Below are 14,372 nucleotides of genomic sequence, written 5' to 3'. Positions count from 1 at the left end.
AAAATTATCTCGCAATATTCAGCCGTTCGAATTTGGATTTGGAGACTAACCTACCGCGATGATACCATTCACATTTGTGTACCCCACCGGCATAAATTTTCCTTACACCATGAAGGGTATCGTTCTGCCAAGAAAGTTCTTCAACAACAACCTCTTCTTCATTATAGCGTAATTCGAGACCCTCTTTATGTCCTTTGACAAAGGAGATCTCGGCAGCTCGATACCCATTTTTAAACACCATAGTTGTCCCATCTTGATAGCCGTAACGCCATTCTTCAATAGTGTTCGGTATACCTCCAGGAAAGTATGTCAATTGTAAGCCATGGCGTTGATCATTAAAATAATGAGTCACTATTTCGGGATCTTGATTGGGATAAAAAGTTGTGCGCTTTACCAGGACACCCTCTTTGAAAGTTTCTTCGGCAAGAAGAAGATTCGTAGGAGAAAAAATGGAACGGACACCGTCACCATTATGAATCCTAGATGTATATTTTCCATTGAATGAAGAATATGTACCTTCAAGAATACGATTTTGATAGGAAGTCTCTACGAAATACGGATTTGTGATTGTATCGTTGTCACTATTTTCAGACCAACGGGTAAGGACAAAGGTACCATCTTCATTGAAGACTTCCTCTTGGGAAGGAAGACCATTAGGGAAGAAGGTCTTACAAGATATTAACCGTCCTTGATCATAAGTTTTTACAAATGCTAAAGTTGTTGCGTGAGGAAAGGTCAAAGTAGCCTCGCCATGGAGAAGACCACCGACGTAAACCTCATGAAGTGTAGCTCCATTGCGAAGTACTTTTGTTAGGGTACCATCACAACCACGATTTATCCATTCTTGTCTAGAGACAATGATACCATAGTTGTTTTTGAAAGTTTCCTTGATAATAGAGGGATCATGTCGTAATACAGATCCATATGCTGACTGGGATAATATAAATGCGCAAACGCAAAAAAGTAATTGTTTCATCGATCAGCAGTTCCTCTAGTGTCAGTTAACAACTCGGTAAGTAAGGCTACCAAACGGCAGTATTCTTCTTCAATGTCTTGGTGGGATAATGTACGCTCGTAATCTTGAAATACTAGCCGCAAAGTGACATTTTTTTCCTTCGCTACCGGACCTTTATCTTGATATATACTGATAATAGATACACTTTCAAGCCATTTAGAAGCTTTACTTAAAAGTTTCCTACGTAAGGCATCTGCAGGCATTTCCTCAGGAACTGTCAAAGTGACATCTCGGAAAGAGGAAGGATAGATAGAACAGGGCTTATAGATTTTTGTGATTTTTTTTTGGAGTTTGCACAGAAAATCTAAGGAAATCTCAGCAAAGAACACAGGATGTTTAATTTGAGCTTTCTGAGTAAGATGAGGATGGACTCTACCTATAGATCCAAATATATGTTCATTAAGACAAAATGCCGCTTGCTGGTAAGGGTGAAAATCAGGATGGTGACTAGATTTTATAGTATAACAATCTAAAGAAATATAAAGTTGTTGGAACAATGTTTCTACGCGCCCTTTCAAGGAATAGAAAGATAGAGAAGAGCGAGGAGCAATCCAAGAAAGTGGTGCAACATCTCCTGTCAGAAGGATTCCTAAACTTTGAGTTTCTTGATATTGTGATCCATGTTTGCTATAAAGAGTACCAATTTCAAATGCTTGGACACTAGACACTTGTCTATGAAGATTCGTAGCAGCACTTTTTAATAACCCAGGAAGGAGTGAGTTTCTAAGGACTGTAGCGTGTTTAGAACCTTGCAGTGCTAAAGCTTGGCATTCTTCTCTATGCCAAGTTGCTAGCTCGGGATCTAAAAGGTCACAAGTAAAGAATTCTTGCAATCCCGAATTAGCTAATCTATTTGCAATTTGCCGTTTTAATGCATAAATAGGAGTAAAACACGACACGGGTTTTACATTTTTCAAATGCCAAGGTTCTGTTCTGTAAATCTCTTCCACAAGATCGATTTCTTCATTAATATCGTGGCGGTAGGAAGGAACTTTTACAGAAACAACGTTGTTTTGGGGGGTGGGGACAACAGAAAATCCTAGGGTTTCTAACTTTTGTACAAGCCTCTCAGAAGATAAGGTTTGCCCCAAGATTCTTTGGATTGTTGTGGTATGGAAAGAGATTTCTCGTGGCTTCTCTACAATGTCTCCTATTTTATAAATTGAGGAAACTTGAGCCTCAGGAAAGAGGCTCAACGTAAAATGAATGGCAGCATAAAAAGCAGGCAAAACGTTTTGTGGATCTACTCCTCGAGAAAATCTATAAGCGGCTTCTGAGTGTATGAGAAGAAGCTTTTGCGACGCTCGTATGGCTGTGGGGAGGAAATACGCAGCTTCTAACACTATCGTTGTTGTGCTCTCCGTTATGGAGGTTTCCTGCCCGCCCATAACACCTCCTAGAGCTAAAATACGGTGGGCATCACAGACAACAGTAGCCCCAGAAGGAATGAGAACAGTTTCTCCATTTAACAGAGTATACGACTGCGGAGAGGGGAGCTTTTGTACACCCAGAGAGTCCAGAACTACTTTACGCGCATCATAGGCATGTACAGGTTGTCCTAAACAGAGCATAATGTAATTCGTGATATCTACAATGGCATTTATGGGTTTTTGTTTTAATGCTAATAATGCTTCTTGTAACTCTTGAGGTGAGGGACGCAGGAATAATCCCGAGATCACGGCATAACAAAACATAGGACAGACACTGGGATCACTATGTAAGGGCATGGGTGTCGTAGAAAGAGGATCAAATGAAAATTGTTGAGGGATGACAAGATCGGCTTGCGTGACGTGGCAGATTTCTCGTGCAAGTCCTAGCAAAGAAGCACAATGTCCTAAGTTGGGTGTTAGAGATAATTCTAAGGAAACGTTGTCAAAGAGTGTGGCAATATCTTCTCCTAGAGGGGTGGTTTCTGGAAGTTCAAGAAGATTCTCTTTTTGTATAGAAGTATCACTCAATCCAATTTCTTTTTTAGAGCAACACATGCCTTGAGATTCTATACCACGGAGTTTAGCTTTTTTTATTGTTTGGGTTTGTCCTCGGCTGTCGATGAGTTTGGCTCCTGGAAGGGCGAGTGGAACGATAAGACCTGCACGACAATTGGAAGCCCCACAAACAATTTGGTATTCTTGCTTCCCATCGGTAAGAATGGCGACGAGGAGTTTATTAGCATTGGGATGGGGAGCCGTTTGGACAATTCTTGCTGTGATAATCGAAGTGCAGGAAAGAGGCGTCGTGATGTGAACATCAGCTTCTATTCCAATGTGATCACATGCCTCTAGAATTTCCTTTGTGGAAAGTGGAGAAGAAAAATATGTTTGAAGTAAGGATAGAGGAACCTGCATGAATAGTAGATAGGGAGCTGTTTTTATAGTAGATTTTACGATGAGCTATGTATAGTCGCAAGTCTTTTAATCCCTAGGTATCCATCTGAATTTTAGAGTAGAAGAACATATGGCTTTAAAAAGAAAAACGAAGTGGCTGTGGCAAGTCCTGATCCTTAGCATGGGTTTGAATGTCCTTTTTCTTTTTTTATTTTATTCCGCAATCTTTCAAAAAGATATCTATAAATTGCGGTTGTTTTCTGGACCTTTGATAGCAAAAAGTTCTCAAGGAATTCATATTCCTGAAGATTTTTTAGAGACGCTTTCTCAGGCTTCTTTAAATGAACTCTTGTTGTCTCTCAAAGATGAAAGTTTTGTTTATGGAAGACCAGTAAAATTCTGGGCTTTAAGTGTAGCAATCACAGTGCATCATGTGGACATTACTCCTGTGCTCCCGCATCCACTCACTTTTACAGAATTGAAAAGCCCTTCAAGGATTTGGTTTCTTCCTAATATTGACAATCGAGAGTTCCCCGCGATTTGTCATTACCTTTCCACTCATCGTTATCCTTACACTTCTCAAGGTTTGTTCCTACGCATTTCCCGTTCTTTGGCAGAAGGTCAGGTAGATGAGGATTGCCTCTATAGTTTTTGTTTAACTCCAGAATTCCTTTATTTCCGAACATTATTAGCAGGTGCTGAGCTTGAGGTAGCTTCAGTAGCTTCTTTAGCTCGTATGGTGATTGAAGAAGGAGCAGAGCTTTTCTTTTCCCTGTGTAACGAGGAAGCTCGTCACTCAGCAATCTCAGACCGGCAGCGGCAGAAGGTATTGCGAGCGTATCTTGATCGTGAGGTTGCTTTGGCAGCTTTATTGTTGCTAGTTCATGATAGTGATGCTGTTCTCCATGAATTTTGTAATGAAGATGTACAGAAAATTTTGCACTTACTTCCTTCGGGATCTCCTTATAGGGAACGTTTTTTAGCTAGGTTAGTAAATTCTCCTCGAAAGGAATGCAGCAGGCCTGTCTATCCAGAGAAAAAGGAACTTGAGGAAGTCTTAGAGCAGGAATATGTAATACAAGAAGGGGACTCTTTGTGGTTGATCGCTCAGCGTTTTCATATTTCTGTTGAAAAACTTAAGGAGAAAAATCAACTCAAAAATGATCGTCTACTTCCTGGTAGGGTTCTACGGCTGCCTCCAAAGTCGTCTTAGGGACAAGATCTAGGCCCCCAGGGTGCCAAGGGCCGCATTTGCTCACACGTTTTATGGAAAGCCAAAATCCTTGAACAAAGCCATGAATCTGTAGGGCTTGTAGAGCATAATGTGAACACGAGGGGAAAAACCTGCAACAACTTCCCAGCATCGGAGATAAAAACCATTGATATATACGAATCAAGAGAATACCTAAGTTCCGGGGAAGTTGTTTTAAAAAATATTTAAATGACATTGAAAACATCTTTGAGTAAAGCTACAGACACCTCTAACATAATCAGCCAAATAATTGTCCATTCTAATGAAGAAGAGTGCTGGTGATTTAGTTGATCGTTTAATATTTCTAATACATCACCTAAGATGGTAAGTCGGTGATTCAGAACATTGATTCTTGGAGCGATGTCTAAACAGCTAAGAACATCACGGTAAATGGGTTGTGTTTCAGGATGGTCCCAGAAGAAGTCAGGCTCATCGAGGATATCGGAATGGAGATTTACTGAAGCCTTGTCCAGAAAGAGTTTCCCAATTTTTTTAGCGATTGCTTTACGCGGCATGGAGATTTTGCCCTTCATGGCGAGATCCTGGGGCAGACGCTTAGAATCTTCAATGGTTTTATAGATCGTTGCTTCAAAGACAGTAAGTTTAACCGATTGTGCAAGGCCAAAGGCAATAGCGAATTTAGTATTTAGTGTGGTATCTGCAAGGATAAGGCAATCACGTCGTATTTGAAGTTTATCTCCATAATAAAAGTTGTAATGGTCAATCTCGGGTTGGGGAAGAATCTCAGGGGATGCTGTAACTAGTGTTTGAAGTAATTGTATCTCCTTGGATTCTGCCCATCCCCAGAAAACAGCCACGCCGAAGGGGAAGAATATAGCAATCTGATCACACGCCTCTGATTTATCTAATGTGGCCAGGACATATTCTCTAGAAAGTACAGTGGGATAATGAGGTTTGAGGAGATGAAAGAGTACATGAAGATTATAAGAAGATGCTGTACAATAAGCAGTGCAGCGCATAGCCGTGTTTTTTTCTTTAAATTTCTATACAATGTACCTGATTTTTCCTCAGAGGGAAATACTTTTTTTTCTTGAGGTAAAGGGCGGGGCCTGGGTAAGCTAATGCTTTTTGCGGAAGTGGCGGAATTGGTATACGCGCTATCTTGAGGTGGTAGTGGATTTTTCCTTGGGGGTTCGAGTCCCCTCTTTCGCAGTGTCTTCTTACGCTTTTCTATAATTTTTTTAATTATTTACACTCTAAAAAGTTTAAGGGATTTATCGAGGTTGAATTTGCAATATCTTTTCTTGTTTCCATTCATTAGTACACTTTTTTGTTCTTTAGGGAACACCGTGTTTGCTGTTCCTCATTATGTTGTTGAGGAAGAGCGCTTTCATATAGATCGTTTCAATTTTTCGGGATACTTCCCCGACATGGAGAGTATGGAGATCGAAGCGCAATATAAAAAACGTGTAGAGTTTGATGTTACTGGAGATTTCCCTAAATTGGAAAGTATTGTTTACAAAGGCTCATTTGGCTACTTACGTGCTAAATTTAAAGGCCATTATCCTTGTTTAACTTTATTAAATTTTCTTTGTACTTCTTGTAAAATGGATATGGATTTTCGTGGAGATTGGTTGCAAAGTGGTTCTATCACAATTCGCAATGAAGAAGAACCTATTGTATTACTCTTGCCTAAGAATGTCGGTGTGATCGTCCACACAACAACTTCATTAAAAGGCAAGGTATGTATAGAAGGAAGCTTTGTAAAGCAAGGACGGGGGATTTGGAATAAGACCTATCATAACAGCTCTGTGGGTAGCTCTCCAGTTACCCTAGTTTTTCATGTGCGCAGTAGCGGGAGTGGCACGATTACACTGCGTTAATCTTATGTGAATTTTGATACTGTTTCAGAATGTAATGTGGTTTTTAGCATGTAAAAAATTTTATCCGCAATTGCAATAGGGAAATCCGTAAGTTTCAAAAGTTCATAAAATTGTTTTGCATGAACAATAGCGTGTAGCACCTGTTCTTCTTCTTTTTCCATGACAATCGCTTCTGTATGGGCATGGTTTTTACATAGTTTTTGTCCTTGGTAGCGATAGCATGGTCCATTGCTTAAGTTTTTTTTACATAAAGAGCACGTGGGGGAAAGGTCTAAAATCCCTTCATGTTGCAAAAGCTTCAGAATAAAGATTGCTGAAAAAAACCTAGGATTTTTGCTCTGAGGAAGACGGTGAAGAAAATTTAAGAATAGGGAAAAAAGTTTTGGAGAAGGCTTTTCTCTCCATTGTGAGATTAAGAGGGCGCGTATCATTTTTCCGCTAGCTTCTAGAAGAGGATAGGCCCGTTTAATTTCTATAAAATTATTGCGGATTTCCGCATGAGCAAGAGAGCGAAGCTTTGTCGGAGAGGAGTTTAATGTATAGCTCCCTAGGGAAACAGGGATTAAAGCTTCTCGATGCGAGCAAAGAAGGGTTTGTCCGTGCTTTGCAAAAAAGGTGATTAAACCTCCAGGGCTAAAGAGGGTAGTTCGTAAGTGATTTTTCCCCAAAGGCTGGCTTTCGAGCACAACTCCAGAAACAACTATAGGCATAGAGGTTTAATTCCTTGAGCTTGGCAAGCAGTAGTAGTTGAGTAGTTGAGAATATTCTGGCAGACCTGGATAGAAGTCAAGGGTTTGTGTTTTAGGATTGACTAAACCTGTGAGCTGTTTTTTACTACTGGCAATAGCAAGACAAGGCGCTCCAATAATATAATTGTAACTGAGGAGTTGCATTAACGTGTTTTGGTTAATAACCCGGGCCTTGCATTCAATGAGTAAGAGTGGTTTAGGATTGCCTAACTTATGAGTAATATTCCGAGCATCTGTATAGGTTGGTGGTGTGAGGACGAGAATATCTGGACGGCGTTTAGGTAAGCGTAGCTTGTTCCCTGTAAGGATAGGTAAGAGCGTTTTTAACTCTTTTTCTATGACAATCAGTTTTTGGGGATAGTGTAGTGTATTGATAAGTAAGTTGAGTAGTTTCTGGCGTACGATTTCTTCAGGAGTTGCAGACAATGCTTTTTTCCTAATGGGATCAAAAAGACTGGAAGAAGTGGTGTCAGAAAATGTGGAATCCTCGGTAGAGAGAGGGTTCGATAAGAACATAGTTGCCATCGTGTTGTTTATGTAAGCATTGAATTTTATGTTCCTTTTCATTTAAAAAGATGAGCAAGTTATCTTTAGAAGACTCCAATTGGCGAATCGCCTCATCTGATGAGAGCGTGTTGATGGAGATTTTTTTCTTGGAAATTTTCTTTTTTTCTGACTTAGGAACATATCCGAAGTGTTTTAAGGCGTCCCAGGCATCCATGGCAGGAAAGAGTGGCCATTCAGTAAAGAGTTCGTGGTTGTCTTCTTGTAAGGGTAGCCGTTCTTCTTTTTCTTTAAGCCGGATGCTATGCTTGATTTTGTTTAGGTGTTTATTTTGGTATTTATTCGCCCTAGTGCGAATTTTTTTAAAGCCTTGGATTACTGCAGTATAAGGATTATCGTTGTACACTTTAGTCTGTAGAACTTCTTTCCCTTGGGAAGCAATAATGTGCACTTCAGTGCCTTGCTTATCTTTATGAGAGGTGATTATGACGCGAATGGTCTCCATTGGAGGGAGATGGCGGCTTTTTTCTATAATCAGATGTTTTAAAGGTAATGAGACATGAAAAGATTTTCCTGTAATTTCTACGGGTGTGCATGAGTCCTTAGGGGACACGGACTTCTTACGGCAGGGTTTCATGTTATCTCCTTGAGGTTAGAGGAGGGGGAGATTTATAAAAGAAAAAAGTTCTCCTCAGTTCTATTATATAGGGAAAGTCTTATTCAAAAAAGGAATTTAACGCACCGAGGAGGACTCGAACCTCTAACCACCTGGTCCGAAGCCAGGTACTCTATCCAATTGAGCTATCGGTGCTTAGAGAGAAAAAAAATTCTATGCCGAACAAGTTTATCAGAACCTCCTTAGAAAGACAAGAAAAAGTCCTTGTAGAGGGTTCTCTACTATAAAGCAAGCATATCTTCAGTCAGCATGGAGGTATTTTCTAAGATGACAACCCTCTCCAAGACATTGGAAAGCTCTCGAATATTCCCGGGCCAGGGGTAGTCAAGGAGAAGCTGTTCTGCTTTTGTCGATAATGTTTTTGGAGGTAGAGTGTTTAAACGACAGAATTTATCTAAAAAATAATGAGCAAGAGGAAGGATATCATCGCGGCGTTCTCGTAAAGGAGGAAGATAAAGAGGAATGACGTTAAGACGGTAGTATAAATCTTGACGGAAGATTTTATCTTCAATAGCTTCCTTAAGATTACGGTTTGATGTTGCTAAGATGCGAACATCAACGGACAAGGTCTTCGTCCCTCCCAAATGTTCAAATTCTTTTTCTTGAATAGCACGTAGGAGCTTTGCTTGTAGGTGTATAGGGACTTCAGTGATTTCGTCTAGAAGCAGGGTTCCTTTATGCGCAAGCTCAAAGCGGCCGGCTTTTTTTGTTGTTGCTCCTGTGAAGGCTCCCTTTTCATGGCCAAAAAATTCGGATTCTAAAAGGGTTTCTGGAATAGCAGCGCAATTCACTTTAATATAAGGGGATGAGGCTCGTGGAGAACTGTTGTGGATGAAAAAGGCTAGTACTTCTTTGCCACATCCCGATTCCCCATGAATGAAAATGTTTGCTGAACTATTGGCAGCTTTTTGTGCTGTGGCAAGAAGATTTTTCATAGCCTGGCTTTTAACAATTAAGGGGTGAGAGTCTAAAGATGTTTGGAACTTAAGAAAAAGGTTCTCATTCACTAAGTTCTTAAATTCTTTAGCTTTATTGATGAAAGCAAAAAGAACTTCTGAGGAGAAGGGTTTTGTTAGGTAATTAAAGGCACCTTGATGCATGGCTTCAACAGCATTTTCTATTGTACCGTAAGCGGTAATCACAAGAACAGGAGTTTGAGGGGCATAGTGTTTAGCAGCTTTAATTAGATCTAATCCTAAACCATCAGGCATATTCATGTCGGAGATAATTAAGTCGTAATGTTCATGTTGTATTTGTTGGTAAGCAGTTTTTAAATTATTTGCTGTGACAGGGGCATAGCCACGGGATAGAAGAAGTTCTGAAAGGAAATTACGCAGAAGGGGTTCGTCATCTACAATAAGAATTTTCTCCATAACCATGACTCTAGCTTCTCTGTCTTTTTTTATTCTTTGTACTTTATCCAGGGAATCAAGGTAAAGCCTTAAACTTTGTTTTAGAGATCATGGAAGAGGTCTGGAGAAAAGAGCGATTTCTTTTGGCCTTGCCATTGATAAACAGGAGAAGTTAATATACTTATATATTTTTTATCGTAAAAGTAAGATATGTCATCTAGAACAACTCCCTCTCCCAATCCTTCTCCTGAATCCACCTCAGTTCTTAATCTTAAAATACAAGTTCCTTGTTCCGAATCAAAGAACTCAACGAATCCTGTGTTGATGTTTTCTCCATTAACTCCTGAAGAAAAAGGAGAACCTACATCATTTGTCCATACTCGTTTGTGTCGTACTATATTTAAAGTTGCCCTTGTATGTTTAGCATTACTTATCATCGCAGGTGGAATCCTCATCTTAATTTTACTTCCTCAAGTTGTGGCGTGTGTTGGGATAAGTCAGCTTGTTCTTGGAGGAGTCTTATTGGTTCTTGTTTTAGTACTTTGCGTGTTAGACAGTCGTCTTAAAAAGAAGAATCTGGCTGTTGCTGAGGACATCCTTATCGAAGATTTGCAAGGGCGTTTGAAACAGCTCATTGAAGCAACTCAGGTGCGTGAGTTAGTACGTCGTGGTTTTGTCGATGAAGTTAACGTTGAAGCTACGATTCTTAATAAGGAAAGACAACTTGCTGAATTTGATCGAGAACTGCGTCGCAAGGCATATGCGTTATACACCCTAATTGTTGCTGAAGACAATCGAGGGGAAAAGTTTGTGCAGCTTGTAGAATTACGTGAAATGCAATGCAAGATTGCTGAGCAACTAGAACTTCTTTATCGTGCTTATCTAGAGTTTCTATCAGGCACTATGGATTCTGTGAATTTAGCATATCACGAAGGACAAATTGTAGATTTACAAAATAAAATCGCTTTCGTTTCCCAGGAATTATCAGATATACAAGCCATGAGGAAGAAGAAGCTCGAAAAAATCAAAGCAGTTTTACAATATCTTAAACAGATCTCGTCACAGGCAAAAGAGCTTGAATCAAAACTTCAACTTCAAAAACTGCAAAGCCCTGAGGATAACAAAGCAAATCGAGAAGAAATTGCTAAACTCGCTGACTTACAATACAAGAAAATGTGTTACCTCACTTCCAAGTGGGAGGCGCTTACTCTCATCGACGGGCAAATAGAAACAAAATATGCAGAGTTAAAGCAATTAAAAGAGACGTTAGCATTAATGTGCGATGCTGAGATGGAATTCTGCACTTTTTATAGTGAATATAAGGTACGGTATCTTTACCACCGTCAAAGACTCGGGGAGTTGTTCCAAAAACTGGAATTCAAGGATATAGAACTTAAGCAGTTGAGGGATTTATTACGTGAGTCTCAAAATAAGTTTAAGAAAATCATGAGGACTGTTGAAAATCAGGATAAGTTTTTTAAAAAGCTGGGCGATGAGTTCAAACATGAAATGGCAGAGAAGATTGAGATCATCAGTGCTCTTGAAGAACAACTTTTCCTTAAAAATCAAGAATTATCAGAAGCTATGAAACAGGTGTACCCGACGGAAAAGCACCTTAAAAATTTTCTTGAACTCCAACGCAATTATGAGCACTTAAAAGAAGAGAAACAACATCTCCAAGACATGTGCGGGAAAGATATTCTTAAGTTAACCAAAGAATTAACAATTTCTAAACGTCAGGCGGAAGAATTCGAAAAAAAAGCAGCGGAGCTCCATGAGCTTTTGTTGTCTTATGAATCGGATCAAGCTATTGAGGAACTCACTGGGAAGAAGCTACGAAACGCATTAGACGAATTGACTAGAACAAAGTTGTTATTAGCAAACTTGGAGTCAAACAGTGCTGAAATAGAATCTCTGCTGCAAGAAGTACAGATTGCAAATCGGGAATTAAGAATTGAATTTCGAGAACTTTCTATAAAAAATAGCCTAACTGAGGAATCATTGCAGTTGACGGAAGAAGCTCTAGCGACTGCCCAGGAGCAGATAGAAGTGTTTAAGAAAAGTAAACACCAATGGTCTGAAGCGCAACGTAACCTCGTGCATATGAATATGCAAATTCAGTATTGGGAGGACAAGAGTAGCACTCTTGAGCTGGAGGTAAGCCTCTTACAGAAGGAGCTCGCAACTGCACAAGAGGCTATAACGCGGAGCGAACAGGAAAAGTACGCAGCGTTGATTGATTATAATAATTTGATGAACCAGTTCCAGGTGGCGGAGCAAATGTGGGGCCGAGAAAAACAACAGCTTGAGGAGAAGCTTACAGACCGTTATATTAATTACGAGATTGAGAAAACAAAGTTATCTCATGAAAAGCAACGTCTTGAGCAGCTTCTTCAAGATGCTCGAACTCATGCCGCTCAAGATGCTTCCGGAGCTCTTCCCTGCCTTGCTCGACAGGTGATTCAGTTTTCACCGCACATCAAGTCGGGAAGCAAACCTGTGATTTTGAAATATACGGATGAAGAAGTTTTAGCTTATACAGCTCCTCGCTTTTTTGGTATACTAGGCAGCCGTATATCGTCCGAAAGGCTATGTCCAGAAATAAGTCTTTCTTCCCAAGTCTCCTTAGAAAATCAGGAAAAAGCTGTAACAAGCCTTTGTTTTAAAGAATGGCTTTTCGCGCTCCTTGGTTTCATGTCTTTGCAGAATCTCAGCACACTTGTAAATTCTGCAGCAGATGAAGTAAAGAATATCGAAACAAGTGAAGGTAGTGTAGGTTGGGCGAAGCTGTACCGGCAATTACGTGAGAAATATCCGCAGTTAGCAGACGCAGAAGTTTTGCTCAGAGCTTGGCTTACAACATGTCATTTCCCAGTGACTCGTTGGCCTATCTATAGAGATCTTGAGCAATGGCAGCAATTTTTGATAATGAGCTTACTCCAGATGCATGATCGAGAGGGAGGAAAATTCTTTGAGTTGGATCCTAAAGAACAGGCTTTTCTTGAAGTAATGTCTTGTTTTTCTGGTAAACTCCCTCTTGTGTTGTCAAGCATAAGGGCTTCCGAATCTTGGGGGCCTATTTTTCACCATCCTTTAGTTCCTATGGATTATGAGCATTGTAGAAATATGAATTGGGAGGATCTCGTCAAAATTGTGGAAATACTCTTACAAAGCAGGCCCTCGCTCTCCATTTTGACTATGGAAGAGATTCGCAAGTACTTTGCAAAGAAATCTTAACATGGAATCTTTAGCTAAGGTTCTTGTACGCCTTTAGTCAGAGGTTTTTGTGCGTGTTGAGGAAGTTTAAGGATAAAGGTGACTATAGGCGAGGTACTTTCTAGTTCAATGTCTCCTCCGTGTAAACGCATGATTTTTCGGGCTTCTGCGAGGCCTAGGCCATTGCCCTGAACCTTCGTTGTAAAAAAGGGTGTAAAGAGCTTGTCTAAAACTGCTGGAGAGAGCTCTCCAGGGTTAGCAACAGCGATTTCCCCGGTAGGACGGAGGGTGAGAGTTACGGGTTTTTCCCCTGTTTCTATAGCGTTTTTTACTAAATTCCAAATAACACTATTCATACGGTCAGGATCTATAGAACGGAGAAGAGATTCTGTGCTTTTTCTTTCAAAACAGCAAGTGGGAAAAGAAGCGGAAAGAAGTGGCATTAATGCAGAGAAGAAATCTTGCAAATCTACGGTTTTTAAATTTAGCGGTTGAGATTTTGTATATTCCAACATAGAAGACACAAGATTATTTAAAGATTGTGTTCCAGAAATGATTGCGGAGAGCATACGTTGATGACGTGTAAAGGTGAGCTCTTCTTTTAAGAGCGAAGCGAACCCTGCAATCCCACTTAGAGGATTGCGGATTTCGTGAGCGAGCGTTGCTGTCATCTTCCCCAATTCTGCAATGTTTTTATACCTTTCTATAGCATTTTCAAGTTGTTTATATTCTGAGCGATCACGAATTTGAATGAAAAGATATCCGTTGATTTCGTTCCTACGAATGAAAATTTCGAGTTCTTTTTCTATAGCTTCTTTGCATAAGGAAAGACGCAGAGTTTTAGCAAGCTTAAGAGATTGAAGGGATTCACTCATGGAGAAACCGAAGAATGTATCGGGGAAAAATTCAACAAAAGGTTTGTGGAGAATTTCTTGGTGTTCAGGAATTCCTAAAATTTCGCGAGCTTGGGAATTAAAAATCAGAATGGTGCCCACTTCTGACAAAAGGATAATCCCATCGGGAATTGCCGTAAGTATGGTATCCGCTTCTTTGTAAGATTGGGTAATACGTGCTTTGATTTCTAGGAGCTCGTGAGTGGAAGAGGCTGCCTCATAAGGAGTGTTGTTAGTCATAGATCCCCAACTCCTTTTTTTTATGTGCATAGTTAAGTTTGTCCGTTTTTAATATCTGTGTGATTACTTTTCGGATATGTGTGAGTTCTTCTTGAATATCTTGGGGCAATACAGAAACAAAGGCGTGGCGAAAGTCTTTAATTTGATGATCTATTTTTTCAATACAAGCAAGAAGGATTTTTTTTTGTTGCAATACTTTTTCTAGCTCTACAGGAGTTAATGCATATTCTGTTTTTGTAAGATCAAGGATGGCAAGGAAAAGACCTTTCTTTTTTTGCAGTAAAAATAATAAGGCTTCTTCATTCAT

13 protein-coding genes and 2 tRNA genes are annotated in these 14,372 nt (G+C 39.9%); 4 read left to right on the top strand and 11 right to left on the bottom strand.

All coding sequences use genetic code 11. The features are described from left to right. Window positions 1-4 precede the first annotated feature (4 nt). The gene (locus Cs308_RS00990) at window positions 5-976 is read right to left on the bottom strand and encodes a toxin-antitoxin system YwqK family antitoxin (RefSeq protein WP_066481522.1); all 972 of its coding nucleotides are present in this window, start codon (window positions 974-976) and stop codon (window positions 5-7) included. Beyond that, a complete protein-coding gene (gene pheT / locus Cs308_RS00985; RefSeq protein WP_066481521.1) occupies window positions 973-3,360 on the bottom strand; it encodes a phenylalanine--tRNA ligase subunit beta in 2,388 nt (795 codons plus the stop codon). The genes Cs308_RS00990 and pheT overlap by 4 nt, the downstream gene beginning before the upstream one ends. 109 nt (window positions 3,361-3,469) lie before the next feature. Between pheT and Cs308_RS00980 the strand changes: the two genes are divergently transcribed. Then, entirely contained in the window at window positions 3,470-4,552 is a 1,083-nt protein-coding gene (locus tag Cs308_RS00980; RefSeq protein ID WP_066481519.1) for a LysM peptidoglycan-binding domain-containing protein, read from the top strand. Here the strand turns inward: Cs308_RS00980 and yidD are convergent. After that, window positions 4,494-4,787: a membrane protein insertion efficiency factor YidD gene (yidD, locus tag Cs308_RS04955; RefSeq protein WP_082904992.1), complete on the bottom strand. Its 294-nt coding sequence runs from the start codon at window positions 4,785-4,787 to the stop codon at window positions 4,494-4,496. The two genes, Cs308_RS00980 and yidD, sit on opposite strands and share 59 nt — an antisense overlap. Beyond that, entirely contained in the window at window positions 4,777-5,571 is a 795-nt protein-coding gene (locus tag Cs308_RS00975) for an RMD1 family protein (protein WP_066481518.1), read from the bottom strand. Before Cs308_RS00975 ends, yidD begins: the two co-directional genes overlap by 11 nt. 111 nt (window positions 5,572-5,682) lie before the next feature. Between Cs308_RS00975 and Cs308_RS00970 the strand changes: the two genes are divergently transcribed. Both Cs308_RS00970 and Cs308_RS00965 read left to right on the top strand, forming a co-directional pair. Continuing rightward, window positions 5,683-5,764, top strand: a tRNA-Leu gene (locus Cs308_RS00970). 104 nt (window positions 5,765-5,868) lie between these two features. Next, on the top strand, window positions 5,869-6,435 hold the full coding sequence (locus tag Cs308_RS00965; protein WP_420834796.1) for a hypothetical protein: 567 nt from the start codon (window positions 5,869-5,871) through the stop codon (window positions 6,433-6,435). 2 nt (window positions 6,436-6,437) lie between these two features. Here Cs308_RS00965 and recO read toward each other — a convergent pair whose 3' ends face one another. The 5 genes from recO to Cs308_RS00940 all read right to left on the bottom strand — a co-directional run bounded on the left by recO (window position 6,438) and on the right by Cs308_RS00940 (window position 9,743). Beyond that, a complete protein-coding gene (gene recO / locus Cs308_RS00960; RefSeq protein WP_066481517.1) occupies window positions 6,438-7,145 on the bottom strand; it encodes a DNA repair protein RecO in 708 nt (235 codons plus the stop codon). A gap of 6 nt (window positions 7,146-7,151) precedes the next feature. Next, complete coding sequence (locus Cs308_RS00955; RefSeq protein ID WP_066483327.1) at window positions 7,152-7,700, bottom strand: type I restriction enzyme HsdR N-terminal domain-containing protein; 549 nt, start codon at window positions 7,698-7,700, stop codon at window positions 7,152-7,154. After that, window positions 7,654-8,325 (bottom strand): sigma 54 modulation/S30EA ribosomal C-terminal domain-containing protein, encoded by a 672-nt coding sequence (locus tag Cs308_RS00950; RefSeq protein WP_066481516.1) that lies wholly within the window; start codon window positions 8,323-8,325, stop codon window positions 7,654-7,656. Before Cs308_RS00950 ends, Cs308_RS00955 begins: the two co-directional genes overlap by 47 nt. A 100-nt stretch (window positions 8,326-8,425) precedes the next feature. Further along, window positions 8,426-8,499: transfer RNA gene (locus Cs308_RS00945), tRNA-Arg, on the bottom strand. 86 nt (window positions 8,500-8,585) lie between these two features. Continuing rightward, entirely contained in the window at window positions 8,586-9,743 is a 1,158-nt protein-coding gene (locus Cs308_RS00940; RefSeq protein ID WP_066481514.1) for a sigma-54-dependent transcriptional regulator, read from the bottom strand. A 183-nt stretch (window positions 9,744-9,926) separates the two neighbouring features. On the opposite strand from Cs308_RS00940, the gene Cs308_RS00935 reads away from it, so the two are divergent. After that, on the top strand, window positions 9,927-12,953 hold the full coding sequence (locus Cs308_RS00935; RefSeq protein WP_066481511.1) for an AAA family ATPase: 3,027 nt from the start codon (window positions 9,927-9,929) through the stop codon (window positions 12,951-12,953). A 14-nt stretch (window positions 12,954-12,967) separates the two neighbouring features. On the opposite strand, the gene Cs308_RS00930 is transcribed toward Cs308_RS00935, so the two are convergent. Both Cs308_RS00930 and Cs308_RS00925 read right to left on the bottom strand, forming a co-directional pair. After that, window positions 12,968-14,065, bottom strand: coding sequence for a two-component system sensor histidine kinase NtrB (locus Cs308_RS00930; RefSeq protein WP_066481508.1), 1,098 nt, complete (start codon window positions 14,063-14,065; stop codon window positions 12,968-12,970). After that, window positions 14,058-14,372, bottom strand: coding sequence for a hypothetical protein (locus Cs308_RS00925; protein ID WP_066481506.1), 315 nt, complete (start codon window positions 14,370-14,372; stop codon window positions 14,058-14,060). Before Cs308_RS00925 ends, Cs308_RS00930 begins: the two co-directional genes overlap by 8 nt.

Source organism: Candidatus Chlamydia sanziniae (genome assembly GCF_001653975.1).
GTDB classification, from domain to species: Bacteria; Chlamydiota; Chlamydiia; order Chlamydiales; family Chlamydiaceae; genus Chlamydia; species Chlamydia sanziniae.
The sequence above is the reverse complement of the archived record's forward strand: the minus strand, read 5'-3'. Positions and strand labels throughout refer to the sequence as shown.

What these genes read in the sequence shown, in the direction of transcription:
- Cs308_RS00990 (WP_066481522.1), bottom strand. Translation starts at nt 976, where the DNA reads ATGAAACAATTACTTTTTTGCGTTTGCGCATTTATATTATCCCAGTCA.
- pheT (WP_066481521.1), bottom strand. Translation starts at nt 3,360, where the DNA reads ATGCAGGTTCCTCTATCCTTACTTCAAACATATTTTTCTTCTCCACTT.
- Cs308_RS00980 (WP_066481519.1), top strand. Translation starts at nt 3,470, where the DNA reads ATGGCTTTAAAAAGAAAAACGAAGTGGCTGTGGCAAGTCCTGATCCTT.
- yidD (WP_082904992.1), bottom strand. Translation starts at nt 4,787, where the DNA reads ATGTCATTTAAATATTTTTTAAAACAACTTCCCCGGAACTTAGGTATT.
- Cs308_RS00975 (WP_066481518.1), bottom strand. Translation starts at nt 5,571, where the DNA reads ATGCGCTGCACTGCTTATTGTACAGCATCTTCTTATAATCTTCATGTA.
- recO (WP_066481517.1), bottom strand. Translation starts at nt 7,145, where the DNA reads ATGCCTATAGTTGTTTCTGGAGTTGTGCTCGAAAGCCAGCCTTTGGGG.
- Cs308_RS00955 (WP_066483327.1), bottom strand. Translation starts at nt 7,700, where the DNA reads ATGTTCTTATCGAACCCTCTCTCTACCGAGGATTCCACATTTTCTGAC.
- Cs308_RS00950 (WP_066481516.1), bottom strand. Translation starts at nt 8,325, where the DNA reads ATGAAACCCTGCCGTAAGAAGTCCGTGTCCCCTAAGGACTCATGCACA.
- Cs308_RS00940 (WP_066481514.1), bottom strand. Translation starts at nt 9,743, where the DNA reads ATGGTTATGGAGAAAATTCTTATTGTAGATGACGAACCCCTTCTGCGT.
- Cs308_RS00935 (WP_066481511.1), top strand. Translation starts at nt 9,927, where the DNA reads ATGTCATCTAGAACAACTCCCTCTCCCAATCCTTCTCCTGAATCCACC.
- Cs308_RS00930 (WP_066481508.1), bottom strand. Translation starts at nt 14,065, where the DNA reads ATGACTAACAACACTCCTTATGAGGCAGCCTCTTCCACTCACGAGCTC.
- Cs308_RS00925 (WP_066481506.1), bottom strand. Translation starts at nt 14,372, where the DNA reads ATGAATGAAGAAGCCTTATTATTTTTACTGCAAAAAAAGAAAGGTCTT.